Annotated in this window: 15 protein-coding genes; 10 read left to right on the top strand and 5 right to left on the bottom strand. The window is 70.1% G+C overall.

The genetic code is table 11. The annotated features are described in order from the left end of the window. The first annotated feature begins 112 nt into the window (after window positions 1-112). From CRP55_RS41150 to CRP55_RS41135, 4 genes are read left to right on the top strand one after another with little or no spacing between them, the layout of a single operon-like run. A complete protein-coding gene (locus CRP55_RS41150) occupies window positions 113-544 on the top strand; it encodes a universal stress protein (protein WP_179855554.1) in 432 nt (143 codons plus the stop codon). Between the two features lie 43 nt (window positions 545-587). Continuing rightward, the gene (locus CRP55_RS41145; RefSeq protein ID WP_097327433.1) at window positions 588-2,417 is read left to right on the top strand and encodes a M48 family metallopeptidase; all 1,830 of its coding nucleotides are present in this window, start codon (window positions 588-590) and stop codon (window positions 2,415-2,417) included. 14 nt (window positions 2,418-2,431) lie between these two features. Then, window positions 2,432-3,556, top strand: a complete 1,125-nt coding sequence (locus CRP55_RS41140; protein ID WP_097327432.1) for an NAD(P)H-dependent flavin oxidoreductase — start codon at window positions 2,432-2,434, stop codon at window positions 3,554-3,556. Then, entirely contained in the window at window positions 3,543-5,054 is a 1,512-nt protein-coding gene (locus tag CRP55_RS41135; protein ID WP_245923689.1) for an acetyl-CoA acetyltransferase, read from the top strand. The genes CRP55_RS41140 and CRP55_RS41135 overlap by 14 nt, the downstream gene beginning before the upstream one ends. On the opposite strand, the gene CRP55_RS41130 is transcribed toward CRP55_RS41135, so the two are convergent. The 3 genes from CRP55_RS41130 to CRP55_RS41120 form a co-directional block, all read right to left on the bottom strand. Further along, window positions 5,055-5,546: a hypothetical protein gene (locus CRP55_RS41130; RefSeq protein WP_143235297.1), complete on the bottom strand. Its 492-nt coding sequence runs from the start codon at window positions 5,544-5,546 to the stop codon at window positions 5,055-5,057. It lies immediately after the preceding gene. A gap of 543 nt (window positions 5,547-6,089) precedes the next feature. Next, window positions 6,090-6,368 carry a hypothetical protein gene (locus tag CRP55_RS41125; RefSeq protein ID WP_143235295.1) on the bottom strand — a complete coding sequence of 93 codons (279 nt, stop codon included), beginning with the start codon at window positions 6,366-6,368 and terminating at the stop codon, window positions 6,090-6,092. Between the two features lie 209 nt (window positions 6,369-6,577). After that, window positions 6,578-6,859, bottom strand: coding sequence for a hypothetical protein (locus tag CRP55_RS41120; protein WP_143235293.1), 282 nt, complete (start codon window positions 6,857-6,859; stop codon window positions 6,578-6,580). A 47-nt stretch (window positions 6,860-6,906) separates the two neighbouring features. Here CRP55_RS41120 and CRP55_RS41115 point away from each other — a divergent pair, with 47 nt between their 5' ends. Genes CRP55_RS41115 through CRP55_RS41105 form a run of 3 tightly spaced genes read left to right on the top strand, consistent with a single transcriptional unit; the run spans window position 6,907 to window position 8,178 of the window. Continuing rightward, window positions 6,907-7,248, top strand: a complete 342-nt coding sequence (locus CRP55_RS41115) for an SRPBCC family protein (protein ID WP_097327427.1) — start codon at window positions 6,907-6,909, stop codon at window positions 7,246-7,248. 27 nt (window positions 7,249-7,275) lie between these two features. After that, window positions 7,276-7,641 (top strand): CPCC family cysteine-rich protein, encoded by a 366-nt coding sequence (locus tag CRP55_RS56385; RefSeq protein WP_369076913.1) that lies wholly within the window; start codon window positions 7,276-7,278, stop codon window positions 7,639-7,641. Window positions 7,642-7,680: 39 nt separating this feature from the next. Beyond that, window positions 7,681-8,178 carry an NUDIX domain-containing protein gene (locus CRP55_RS41105; protein ID WP_097327426.1) on the top strand — a complete coding sequence of 166 codons (498 nt, stop codon included), beginning with the start codon at window positions 7,681-7,683 and terminating at the stop codon, window positions 8,176-8,178. Window positions 8,179-8,226: 48 nt separating this feature from the next. Here the strand turns inward: CRP55_RS41105 and CRP55_RS41100 are convergent, their stop codons facing one another. Continuing rightward, window positions 8,227-8,688, bottom strand: coding sequence for a GNAT family N-acetyltransferase (locus CRP55_RS41100; RefSeq protein WP_245923688.1), 462 nt, complete (start codon window positions 8,686-8,688; stop codon window positions 8,227-8,229). A 115-nt stretch (window positions 8,689-8,803) separates the two neighbouring features. On the opposite strand from CRP55_RS41100, the gene CRP55_RS41095 reads away from it, so the two are divergent. Both CRP55_RS41095 and CRP55_RS41090 read left to right on the top strand, forming a co-directional pair. Then, window positions 8,804-9,352, top strand: coding sequence for an EF-hand domain-containing protein (locus CRP55_RS41095; RefSeq protein ID WP_179855553.1), 549 nt, complete (start codon window positions 8,804-8,806; stop codon window positions 9,350-9,352). A 113-nt stretch (window positions 9,353-9,465) separates the two neighbouring features. Continuing rightward, window positions 9,466-10,497: a methyltransferase gene (locus CRP55_RS41090; protein ID WP_097327423.1), complete on the top strand. Its 1,032-nt coding sequence runs from the start codon at window positions 9,466-9,468 to the stop codon at window positions 10,495-10,497. A 269-nt stretch (window positions 10,498-10,766) separates the two neighbouring features. Here the strand turns inward: CRP55_RS41090 and CRP55_RS41085 are convergent, their stop codons facing one another. Further along, entirely contained in the window at window positions 10,767-12,167 is a 1,401-nt protein-coding gene (locus CRP55_RS41085; RefSeq protein WP_097327422.1) for an NAD(P)/FAD-dependent oxidoreductase, read from the bottom strand. A 58-nt stretch (window positions 12,168-12,225) separates the two neighbouring features. Here CRP55_RS41085 and CRP55_RS41080 point away from each other — a divergent pair, with 58 nt between their 5' ends. Beyond that, window positions 12,226-12,915, top strand: a complete 690-nt coding sequence (locus tag CRP55_RS41080; RefSeq protein ID WP_097327421.1) for a TetR/AcrR family transcriptional regulator — start codon at window positions 12,226-12,228, stop codon at window positions 12,913-12,915. The last annotated feature ends 30 nt before the right edge of the window (window positions 12,916-12,945 follow it).

Raw genomic sequence — 12,945 nt, 5'->3', positions numbered from 1 at the left:
TGTGCACGACCCGCAACTCGGAGTGTCGATGCGTTCGGCAGGGGCTTGAATCGACGTACGCCGTTGACCCCCTGCCGCGCCCGGACTTGTAATGGCGTCGGAGGTGACGGTGATGAGCGCATGGAAGACCGTCGTCGTCGGTGTCGACGGATCACCCGGCAGCCGCAAGGCGCTGACCTGGGCCGCCGCCGAGGCCGCCGATCACGGGGCCGACCTGGTCGTGGTCAACGTCTGGGAGCACACCCTGCTGCCACCGGCCGGCAGTGTCAGCGTCTCCGAGCGGTACGTGCCCGAGCCCACCCAGCGCACCTCGGACGATCTCGTCCAGGTCATCCGGGAGGAGCTCGGCGACGAGCCGCCCATCCTGGTCCGCCCGCACGTCAAGCAGGGGCGCCCGGCCAAGGTCCTGATCGACGAGTCGGCCGGGGCCGATCTGCTCGTCGTCGGGCACCGCGGGCACGGGGGCTTCGCCGGGCTGGTGCTCGGCTCGGTCAGCCAGCACGTCGCCTCGTACGCCAAATGCCCGGTGACGGTGGTCCGCTGAGCGGTGTATCTTCCTTCCACTTTCACGGGGAGGAAGATCGATCGTGTCCACTGCGTCGCGGGCCGCTCTGTCGGTCGCCATGCTGGTCGGCTTTTATGTGCTGGGGTTGGTCCAGCTCGCGGCGGCCGGATTCCTGCTGTACGAGATCTGGGGCCACCTGCACGGCTACGGCGCGGCCAAGCTGAGCTGGCTTGTGATCATCGGTGTCGGCGCGGTCGTGATCGGCCTCGGCAAAGCCCTGTTCGCCAAGCCGGGCGAGCCCGAGGGCCTGCTCGTCACCCCGCAGCAGGCGCCCGACCTGTGGCGTCTCGTGCACGACATGGCGGCCGCGGCCGGCACTCGCGCGCCCGACGAGATCCGGCTCATCCCCGAGGTCAACGCGGCCGTCACCGAGGACGCCAGGCTGCTCGGCCTCCTCGCCGGGGTGCGGCGGCTCTACCTGGGCATCCCGCTGCTGCAGACCTTCACCGTCGACCAGCTCCGCTCGGTGATCGCGCACGAGCTCGGCCACTACTCGGGCTCGCACACGCGGCTGGCCGCCATCACCTATCGCGGCCGGACCGCCCTGCACGAGACGCTGCGCCGCCTCGGCACCTTCAACGTCTTCGGGTGGGTCTTCAAGGCCTACGGCCGCCTGTATCTCCTGGTCAGCAACGCGGTGACCCGGCGGCAGGAGCTGGAGGCCGACCAAGTCTCGGTGCGCGTGGCCGGTGTCGCCGCCGCGACCTCCACGATGCGGGAACTGCCCGTGGTCGGCGCCGCCTGGAACTTCTACTTCAACAACTACATCGCGTACGGATGGGAGCTCGGTTACGCCCCCGACGACGTGTTCGGCGGCTTCCGCCACCTGTACGCGGCCCGCACCCAGGAACTGGCCAAGCTGCGCGACGAGGAACCCGAGACCCACACGTCGCGCTGGGACACCCACCCGTCGGCGGGGGAGCGGATCGCCGCCATGCGCGCGCTCCCGCCCGTGCAGCACCCGGCCGACGACCGCCCGGCCGGCGGCCTCGTCCCGCAGCTCACCCAGGCCGGTCTGGCCTTGCAGCGCGAGGTCGTCGACTTCGGCTCGCGGACCGTGCTGCCGTGGCCCGACTTCACCGCGGCGTCGATGACCCTGGTCATGCAGCACCGCGCCGACCGGGTGTTCCGCTCGCTGTCGCGCCTGTCCGGCATCCCCGAGGCCGGCCTGCCCGAGCTGTTCGAGCTGGTCGCCCAGGGCCGCCTGCGCGAGCTGGCGGCCGAGTTCCTGCCCGAGTCCCCCGACCCGGTCACCGAATTCGCCGACATCATGGAGAACCTGATCGCGCTGGCCGCCGTCCGCAGCGGCCAGGCCCGCTGGGAGCACTCGTGGTCGTCGCCGGCCCGGGTCGTGCACAGCACGGGCGTGCCGGTCGACTACTCCGAGATCGCCAAGCTGGCCGTCGCCCCCGAGACGCTCGCCGAGGCCCGGGCCCGGATGGCGCAGCTCGGCGTCCACGTCGAGGCGGCCCGCGTCGTCGAGACCCGGGCCACCGGGGCCGGCGCCGACGTGATCGGCGCGATGGCCAACGTCCGCGTCGGCGACCAGGAGACCGACCTGATCGTGCTCAACCAGGGGCTCATCCTGGTGCCGGCGCCGAAGAGCACCGACGAGGGCGATCAGCGCATCGCCCGGATGCTGTCCTCGCACAACCCGGCCGAGCTGGCCAAGACGTACCGCTACGTGCCCTTCGAGGAGGTCACCGCCGCCAGGATCGTCAAGGCGGTGCCGCTCAACGCGGAGCTGACCTTGCACGGCGGGGCCACGCTGGTCCTCAAGGAACGCTGGTCGGGCGACACGATCGGGGACAGCCGCGACACCCTCACGGAAATCCTGCGCCGTTTCAGCTGAAGGGGGACCACCGTATGCGTACGGCTCTGACCGAGTTGCTCGGCGTCGAGCATCCGATCGTCGGCTTCAACCGGTCGCCGGCGGTGGTGGCGGCGGTGACCAACGCGGGCGGTTTCGGGGTGCTGGCGGCCTCGGCGTACTCCCCGGCCGAGCTGGACGCCCAGCTGAGCTGGATTTCGGAGCAGGTCGACGGGAAGCCGTACGGCGTGGATCTGCTTGTGCCCTCGAAGTTCGTTGCCGGAGATCCGGACTCTCTCGTCGCCAGTCTGCGGGCGCAGATCCCGTCGTCGCATCTGGCTTTTGTTCAATCTTTGCTCGATAAATACGACATTCCCGTTTCGCCGTCGGTGGTCGACCACAGTGAAGTCGCCGCGGCGATCACCCCAAACGGGGCTCCGGCCCTGCTGGACGTGGCGTTCAAACACCCGATCGCGCTGATCGCCAACGCGCTCGGCACCCCGCCGCCGTCGCTGGTCTCGCGGGCCAAGGAGGCCGGGGTCGTCGTCGCCTCGCTGGTCGGCAAGGCCCAGCACGCGGAACGGCAGATCGCGGCCGGCGTCGACGTGCTCGTCGCGCAGGGCACCGAGGCCGGCGGGCACACCGGCACGATCGCCACCATGGTCCTCACCCCCGAGATCGTCGACATCGCCGGCGACCGTCCGGTCCTGGCCGCCGGCGGCATCGCCGACGGACGGCAGATGGCGGCGGCGCTCGCCCTCGGCGCGGCCGGCGTGTGGTGCGGCTCGGTGTGGCTCTCCAGCGAAGAGGACATCGCGGTGCAGGCCATCAAGGACAAGTTCCTGGCCGCGACCAGCGCCGACACGGTGCGCTCACCGACCCGTACGGGAAAACCGGCCCGTCAGTTGCGCACCGCCTGGCACGACGAGTGGGAGGCCCCCGGCAGCCCGCAACCGCTGCCGCTGCCCCTGCAACTGATGCTGGTCGAGGAGGCCTGGCAGCACATCGACGCGGCCGCCCAGGCGGGCCACGAGGGCGCCCTGAAGCTGGAGTCGTTCTTCGTGGGCCAGGTCGTCGGCTCGTTCTCCGATGTCCGCCCCGCCGGGGAGATCACCCGCCGGATGGCCGAGGACTGCCAGCGCCGCATCGCCGAGCTCGGAGGTCTCATTGCCCCTGCCTGACAGCACCCCGGTCATCGTCGGCGTCGGCCAGGTCTCGGAACGCCACGGCGAACCCGGCTACCGGGGCCGCTCACCGGTCGACCTGGCGGCGGACGCGGCCCGCGAAGCCCTCGACGACGCTGCCATCGCCGCCTCGGAGATCGACACCATTGCGGGGGTACGGCAGTTCGAGAACTCCCTCCCGTTCTCGCAGGCCCCGCTGGGCCGCTCGGACAACTTCCCGCGCTCGGTGGCGGCCCGGGTCGGCGCGGCGCCCTACCGGGCGGTGCTGGAAGTCGGCGGCGGCCAGAGCCCGCAGCACCTGGTCAACGAGTTCGCCGCGGCCATCGCGGCCGGCGACGCCCGGGTCGTGCTCCTGGCCGGCGCCGAGGCGATCTCCACCATCGAGCGCCTGTCCCGCTCCGGCGACCGGCCCGACTTCACCGAGCATGCGCCGGGTTCCCTCGAGGACCGCGGGTTCGGGCTGGAAGGGATCGTTTCCTTCGACCATTTCCCGTACGGGTTGACGGAGGCGCCCACGTACTACGCGCTCTTCGAGAACGCGCGCCGCGCCCGCCGGGGTCTCTCGCGGGCTGCGTATGCGGCCGAGATGGGGGCGCTGTTCGAGCCGTTCACCCGGATCGCGGCGGCCAACCCGCACTCGGCGGCGCCGGTGGCGCGCAGCGCGGCCGAACTGGTCACTGTCACCGAGGCGAACCGGCCCATCGCCGACCCGTACACCCGGTATCTCGTCGCCCGCGAGAAGGTCAATCAGGGCGCGGCGGTGCTGCTGATGTCGCTCGCGGCGGCGCGGCGACTCGGCGTACCCAAGCAGAAGTGGGTTTTCGTGGCCGGTCATGCCGACCTGAGGGAACGTGACCTGCTGGCGCGGGCCGACCTGTCGACGAGCCCGGCCGCGGTGGCGGCGACAAGGCACGCCCTCGACCTCGCCGGTATCGACATGGACGGCCTGGCGAGCATGGACCTGTACAGCTGCTTCCCGGCGCCGGTCTTCGCGGTCACCGACGCGTTCGGGCTGTCACCGGACGACCCGCGCGGGCTGACGGTCACCGGGGGCCTGCCGTTCTTCGGCGGCGCGGGAAACAACTACTCGATGCACGCGATCGCCTCGATCGTCGATCGTGCGCGCGCCGAGCCTGGCAGCTACGGCTTGGTGGGGGCCAACGGCGGCATGATGAGCAAGTATTCGACCGGGGTCTACACGACGGCCCCGGTGGCGTGGAAGCCGTCCGACAGCCAGAAGCTGCAGGCGGAGCTGGACGCCCGCCCCGCGCCGGGCGAGGCGGCGTCACCGTCCGGCCCGGCGGTCGTGGAGACGTACACGGTCAAACACGACCGGGGCGGCGACCGGACCGGCATCGTCATCGGCCGCCTGGAATCCGACGGGCGCCGCTTCCTGGCCCACGGCGACGAGATCCTCGACCTGCTCACCGAGGCCGAGCCGATCGGGGCGCGGGTGACGGTCCGCTCCGACGACGACGGGAACCGCGTCAGCTGATCAGGCGTTCGCGGCGGCGGTGAGGAAGGGCTGGACCTCGGCCGTTGGGGTGAGCAGAGTGACGGACGAGCCGTCGGTGAAGTCGAGGCGCAGGCGGCCGGCCTTCTCCGTCGCCGAGGCCAGTTTCGTGCGGGGGCATTCCCAGCGCAGGCGCAGGGCCTGATCGGAGCTGGAAGGCCGGCGGAACAGGCCGGTGCGCTGGGACAGGACGAGCAGGCGTTGATCGGTCAAGGCCAGGACGCGGGGGTCGTTGACCGTACGGAGGTGCTCGTCCAGACCGACGGCGAGGCTGCGCGGCGCGCCGTTGACGCCCCGCTTCTCCGCGGCGGGCCTCCGGAAACGCCACGGCGACATCTCGGCGCGGGTCATGCCGACCACCGTGCGGCCGTCCGCCCTGCTCGCCCAGACGGCGGCGCGGAAGGTCTCGCCGGCCTGCAGATGCTCCCGTACTCCGGTCTCCACCTGCACGTCACGCTCAGCACCCGACATCACGGTCCCGCTCCCTCCTCGTACACCTCGCAGTCAGTCGACCACGAGGCCGGGAGGGAGCTCGCACCGGGCCGGGCTGTTCAGCCGACGGCCACCGTCACCGCCGGATAAGGCTGGTAGGACTGGTCGCCGCAGCCGCCGCCGTCGGTCACCGTGATCGCCTGGCCCGGCTTCGCACCATGGCACCCTGCGAGTAGCCGGCCAGCGGCGGATCCGGTCGAACAGAAACCTGTTGAGCTTTCCCTCGCCGCCGATCAGGCTCTCCATATACTGCACGATCCCGTCGCCGGGAATGAACATCACTGGAACGGGCGCGCCCGGTAGGGGAGCGGGTACGCCGTGACGGCCCGCCCTTCGCCTTCGTCTTGACGGTGTTGTAGACCGCGGTGACCTCGGCGCCCATGCCACTCTCACCGGACCCAATGACTGTCGACGAGCACGCCCGAGCATCACCCCACGATCGTCGGCGGCAACGGCAGCGGGCTCGAGGTCCTTCCGGGCCAGCACCAACTGCTGGGCTGGCAGATCAGTGAACCGCCACCTGGCCTAATCGCGTCGCGGGAGCGGATCCCGATCTATCCAGAAATCCGGATCTTGCTGCAAGCGGAAGAGATGGTCCGCCCAATTCTCCGGCTCTTCGTGAAAGATCAGCCAGTTGTGTTCTCCGTAGTGGTCCTGCCAACTCCAGTGCCGGCGAATGATGGCGACCGCTTCGTCGTAGGGCAGCCCGTGCCGCTCCACCATGGCGGTGGCGATGTCGCGACAGTACAGTCGATGCTCGTCCGGAGCGTCGAAGTCGAATTCGGGAAACATTCGGTCGGACACGAGGCAAAGCCTGCCACGCGCCGTGGCCGAACAGCATGGAGCCGTTGCCGCCGACGGAAGTCGCAGCCACCGTCGCGCCGGCTCATGGCCCGGCGCAGCACGCGGCGGCGAGGCGCAGGCCGCGGCCCGAGGGCGAGTACCGGCCGGCGGCCGTCGGGGATGGTCAACAGGATGCGGGCGTCGCAGGTCGGGCGGCCCGGCATTGGTCTTTAAGAGGCCGACAGGCTCTTGCCTGAAGTGACCAGCCTGATGAGAGCTCGTGCGGCCGTCGCCGCTGCCCTGATGATCTCGTCTTCGGCGGTCTCGGTGTCGGCGGCGGCCTCGACGGCGGCGTTGATGCTGAGGATCGACATGCGCACCAGCAACGTGTCGGCGGGTGTCGGGGACGGCAGCAGGGTGACCAGTTCGTCGGCGAGCGCGGTCAGGTTGGAGCCGATCCGATCCCCCTCCGCCCCCCTCATCGTGCGCGCGATGAGGGGGTTGGCCGCCATGAACCGGATCCCGTGGAGCTTGTCGGTGGAGAAGGACTCCACCCACGGTGCCGGGCACCAATTTCCGATTCGCCGGCAAGCCCGTGTGGGGCTGGTCCGGCGTCGTCTACTGCGAGGTGATAGTCGTCTACTGCGAGGTGATAGAGGTCGATGCGCCCCGATCCCTGCGCTACAGCTGGAGAGGCGACGAAGACACCGACGACGTCACCGAAGTGACCTACCGGCTGGAACCGACCGCCGCGGGCACCCGGTTCAGCTGGGCGCACACCGGCTTCACCGGCGCGGGCGGCTTCGCCATGTCCAGGTTGCTCGGAAGCGTACGCCGGAAGATGCTCAACGACGGCGTGCCGGCGGTCCTGGCCGCCTACCACGCGGAGCAGGCCTCGTGATCGACGGGGCGTCCGCTCGACGGGAAGATGAGCGGCATGTCAGAACGCCCGGTAACTCGTGGCCCGAACGACGATCCGTCGCTATCCGACGACGAGCTGATCAGCCGGCGGACAGAGTGGTTCGCGGCATACACCTCACAGAGGAACGTGTTCGCGCCGCAACGAGACGCTCCCTATACCTGCCCTTGCTGCGGCCATGCGACCTTGGCGGAGAGAGGTGCGTACGAAATCTGCGGCGAGTGCGGGTGGGAGGACGACGGCCAGGACAACCATGACAGCCACGTCGTCCGAGGCGGCCCCAACGGTTCAGAGAGTTTGGACCAGGGGCGCGATAGATACGTACGAGGAGGTGGAGTCATGCATCCGCACCTGTCACCATCCGAAGCGGTTTGATGTACTCATCATGCCCCCGGCGGATCTAGCATGCTCTGCATGGACGACGTCAACGCCGGTGGGCTGCCCGAGCTGACGTTCGCACTCCCGGCCATCCCGGCCTCGGCCGGTGCTCTGATACGTGGGCGCAAGGACCGGTTGCTCATCCTGAAACCCACGTACAAGGGCGGCTGGACGATCCCGGGCGGGGTTGTCGAGATCGGCGAGTCACCGTGGGAAGCGTGTCGCCGCGAAACTCGGGAGGAGTGCGGCCTCGACGTCACCGCGGGGCGGCTCAAGTGCGTTGACTTCCTCCGGCCACGGCCTCACCGTCCGGGTGGTATGCGCTTCCTCTTCGACTGCGGCGTCTTCGACGACGCCGTCCTGGACACGGTGGTCATCCAGCCGATCGAGATTGCCGAAAGCCGGATCCTGCCGATCGACGAGGCGCTGCCTCTGCTGAGCGGACCCGTGCGACGCCGGGTACGTGCCGCCTGGAAGGGCAAGCGGGTGCGTTATCTGGAGGACGGCCGCCCGGTACAGGGCATCAGCCCGTAGCGATCGGGAACCGGCGCCGCGACCGCGCATCGACGAGGCGCGCGTCGTCTATCGGACGTAGTGCCGCAACCGCACCGCCTCCCCGCGTGGACCGGTCCAATCAGCAGTTGTCGTACGCGTGTACCGCCATCCCGTGCCCTCGTAGAACGCGACCGCAGCCGAGTCCGGCTTGTCCACGACGTTGAGGATGAGCCTGCCCCCGGCCCAGATGCTCACGTGGTCGAGCATGGCGCTGGCAACACCCAGGCGCCGGGCCGCGGGCGCTACGAACAAGCGCGTGACCTCCCGGCCGTTCTGAACGGCCACGTGCCCGACGATGAGACCGGGCGTGCTCTCGGCCACCCACGACTGGTCGAAGTCTCGCCGGTCCAGCCAGGCCTTCGGATCCGAGGGCCACTTCGCCGGATAGCCGTCGACCAGTCGCACCTGACGCAGAACGTCCACGCACTGGTCGAGGTCCTCCGGCCGCCGGGCCCGGATGGTGAGGGGCCACACAGCTACATCAGTCACTCCAACATCATGGAGCAACGCCGGCTCACATCAGGAACGGACGAAGTGGGCGAACACTCCGACTGTCATTCTGGGATAGATTGCTGACAAACCATGCATGTGGAGGCCAGGGCACATGACCGATGGCGCTGATTCGCTCGCCGTGAAGCTGGGACATCTGTTCGAGGCAAGCGACACCGACCGGGACGGACTCGTCGACTGGAGCGACTATGAGCGCCTGATCGGTCGCTACCTGAACGGATATGGCATCCCGGCGGAGGACCGCCGGGCGGATGCGCTGCGAGCCGCCTACCAGATGTATTGGTCAGAGCTGCTGCGGCACGTGAACGGCGCCGACCGGCTGTCAAAAGAGCAGTTCGTGGCCGCGAACCGCGCGGCGGGCGCCGACCGGAGCCAGTTCACCATGGCCGAGGTGGTCCCGCAGGCGATCTTCGACGTGATGGACACCGACGCGGACGACGCCATCAGCAAGCCGGAGTACAAGGTGTTCCTGGAGGCGTGGGGTGTGTCGGACCTCGAAGCGTTGAACGTCTTCCTGGAGTTGGACACCGATGACGACGGGCGGATCAGCCGCGCCGAATTCATCGGCGCCATTGGGGACTTCTTCACATCACCTGAGCTCGACTCCCCGGCCAGCCTCTTCTTCGGCCACATCGAACGCTAGATCGCCGAGCCCCAGGAAGGGAGGCGCGGGCGCGTCCCGGCCGGTTTGCGGGGTGACGCGACCACAAAGGACCGGCTTAGGATGGACACGACTTGTGACAGGGGGATCGTGCCATGTCCGACGAGCCGCAGCGCATGTTCACGCCGACCGAGCAGACCGATGGCGCCGCGGCCGGGCCGCCGGCGCCCGCCCGCATCATCGAGCTGGCGGCCGGCTTCATGGTCTCGAAGACCCTGTTCGCGGCCATTGAGGTGGGACTGTTCGCGGCCGTCACGCCCGACGGCCGGACCCCGGCCGAGCTGGCCGAAAGCTGCTCCATCCCCGAGCGCAGCGCCCGCGCGATGGCCGACCTGCTGGCCGACGCGGGCCTGCTGGTGCGCGACGGCGGCCGTTTCCGCAACGCGCCCGACGCCGAGGCGTTCCTCGCCGGGCGGAGCCCGTTCGACCTGCGGCCACTGGCCCGCTACTGGGATCTGGTCAGCTACCCAACCTGGCAGCACGCCACCGAGGCCTACCGCACCCGGCGCGGCCTGCGGCCTCAGCTCGACAAAACGCAGACCGAGGCGTACGAGGCGGCCGTCGCGCTGGTCACCGCCGAGACCGCCGCCGACCTGGCCCGCGGCTACGACTTCGGCCCGCACCGGCGGCTGCTCGACGTGGGCGGCGGCTACGGCACGTTCGTCAAGCCGATCCTCACTGCCTACCCCGATCTCAGCGCGACCCTGGTCGACCTGCCGGAGGTGGCGTCGGCGGTCGCCGCCGAGGCGGCGGACGGGCCGCTCGCCGGCCGCCTCACCGCCGTCGGGCAGGACATCTTCGCCGAGCCTCTGCCCGGCGGCCACGACGCCGTGCTGGTCGCCAACGTGGTGCACCTGTTCCCGCCCGAGCAGATCGCCGAGCTGTTCCGCCGGGCACGCGCGGCTGTCGCCCCCGGCGGACGCCTGCTGCTGGTCGACTGGTGGCGCACCGACGTGGCACCGCACCCGTCGGCGCGGTTCGGCGCCGGCGAGTTCCTGATGATCGGCGGCGGCGACCTGTACCAGGTGGACGAGGTCGCCGACTGGCTCAGCGCCACGGGTTGGCAGTTCGCCGGCCTGCGCGAGCTGCCACCACCCTCCGGCCTCATCGTGGCCACCCCGGCCTGACGGCGTGGTCCGACGCTGCCCAGCCGGCGGATGGGTCGCTGCGAACCACCCGACAGGCACCGATCCGCAAGCCGGCCAGGGACCAGGAGGTACGCCAGGTGGCGCACCCACACCGGAACGTGCAGCATGGCCAGGATCGCGTCCGCGTCGGCGAACGTCAGCCTCTCGACGAAATACCGATCGTCGCGATCCTCGGAGCACCCCACGACAGCCGGTCCGTAAGTGAGGCGTGGAGCTGATCGGCATCGAGGCTTCGGACCGCATCGGAACTATGAATCGAACGAGAAACCCATCAGGTTCGCGGTCTTGAGGATCAGGCCGTCGCGGCCCGCGTTGCGGTCCGAGGCCGCTATGGCTCGGCGGATGGCCTGAACGGCCGGGTAGGTGAGGGGTTCGGGTGGGATGGGCAACGGGCGCTTGGTGGCCATTTTCAGGTGTGTACGAGGGGTGTCCGCACCCGACAGCAGGTCGAGCATGACCGTGCCGGCGAAGCGGGTGGCGGCCACGCCCAGACCCGTGAACCCGCTCGCGTAGGCGACCTTCCCGTTCATCGCCAGGCCCTCGAAGGCGGCCAACTGGGTGGACATGTCGATCATGCCGCCCCAGGTGTGCGTGAACTTGATGTCGTGGAGCTGGGGGAACGTACGCAGGAAATGGTCTGCCAAGCGGTTGAAGGTCTCCGGGCGCTGGTCGAACTCGGGGCGGATGCCGCGGCCCCGGTGGTAGACGGCGTCGTATCCGCCCCACAGGATCTGGTTGCCGGCGGTCTTGCGGTAGTAGTGGAACTGCCTCGACGCGTCGGAGATGCCGAAGCGCCCGTGCCAGCCGATCTCGTCGAGCTGGGCGTCGGTGAGCGGCTCGGTCATCAGGACGTAGTCGTAGACGGGCAGCGTCAGCAGGCGGTTGCGGCGCAGCAGGGACGGGAAGCCGTTCGTGGCCAGGACGGCCTGCCGGCTGCGGATCGTGCCCATGCCTGTCGTGGCCGTGACGGTGCCGCGCCCGTCGGTCAGGCGGGTGACCGGGGTGTGCTCGTGGATGCGTACACCCAAAGCCTCGCAAGCGGCCTTGAGGCCCCAGGCCAGCTTGGCCGGGTGCACCAGCGCGTTGCCCGACTTGTGGAAGACGCCGGCGCGGTAGAGCGGCGACCGCACGGGCAGCTCGCCGGGGCCGAGGAAACCGGGCTGGGCGCGCAGCTCGTCGACCTGGTGCGGCTCGGTGGCGACCGAGAGGGCACCCTCCTCCTCGAACTCGGCGTCGATGCCGTGCCGGGTCAGCGCGTCGCGGAAGCTGGCGAAGTTCTCGGCCGCCAACGACTCCAGCACCTCCAGGTCGCCGGCGAAGTAGCGGCGGCCGTTGGCGGGACCGTGGGTGAGGCTGGCCTCGACGAAACCACCGTTGCGGCCGCTCGCGGCCCAGCCGATCTCCTCGGCCTCGACCAGCACCACCTCGCGGGCGGGGTCGCGCTCCTTGGCCTGCAGGGCGGTCCAGAGCCCGCAGTAGCCGCCGCCGATGATCAGCAGGTCGGTCTCGGCAGCGCCCATGAGGGCGGGCCGCGGGGCCGGCCGGCCCGGATCCTCGAGCCAGAACGGGGTGCGGGCCGCGCCGGCGAGAGCCGAGCGGAGGCGCTGAGGGTCGGTGCGGATGTCGAGGTCGTAAGCCGGCCTGGTCATGACCCCAGGGAACCGCCGCGCCATCCTTAAGTCAATGCGTTGACATAAGCTGTACGGCATGGCGACCACCCGCACCGGCACGGCCCGGATGAGGCGACGGCCCACCCGCAGCGGCGTGGTCCTCGAACCCGACCTGATCATCGACGCGGCGCTGCGGCTCATCGAGGCCCCCGGCGGCAACGCGCTCACCGTCCGCCGCCTCGGCGTCGAGCTGGGCGCCGACCCGAGCGCCGTCTACCGCTACTTCCGCGACCTCGACGCCCTGCTCATCGCCATCGCCGACCGCCTGATCGGCGAGACCCTGACCGGTTTCGAGCCCGGCCCCGACTGGGCCGCGTCGCTGCGCGAGCTGGGCGAGCGCGTCCACGACTCGATGCTGCGCCACCCCCGCCTGGCCCAGCTGCGAGCGGTCCGCTTCACCGCCGGCCCGAACGAACTGCGCGCCGACGACATCGGCATAGGCCTGCTGCTCCAGGCCGGTTTCCCGGGCGCCGACGCCGTGCGCCACTACTCCGACTTCATCGACGCGGTCCTCTCCCTGGCCGCGATGGACGCCGCCGAGCTGGCGCCGAGCCAGGAGCAGACCGACAAAAGAGCTTTGGCCCAGACGTACGCCTCCTTCAGCGCCACCGAGTACCCCCATCTGGCCGCCGTCCGCGAGCACCTGCCCCAGGTGACGTCGTCGCCGTTCCCGGGAGTGCTCGACAAACTGATCTACGCGATCAAGGCACGGGCGCCCCGGCCTTGACGCGAGCACCCGTACGGCCACGTCATGATC

Source organism: Paractinoplanes atraurantiacus, assembly GCF_900215205.1.
In the GTDB taxonomy this organism is placed as follows: domain Bacteria; phylum Actinomycetota; class Actinomycetes; order Mycobacteriales; family Micromonosporaceae; genus Actinoplanes; species Actinoplanes atraurantiacus.
The sequence above is the reverse complement of the archived record's forward strand: the minus strand, read 5'-3'. Positions and strand labels throughout refer to the sequence as shown.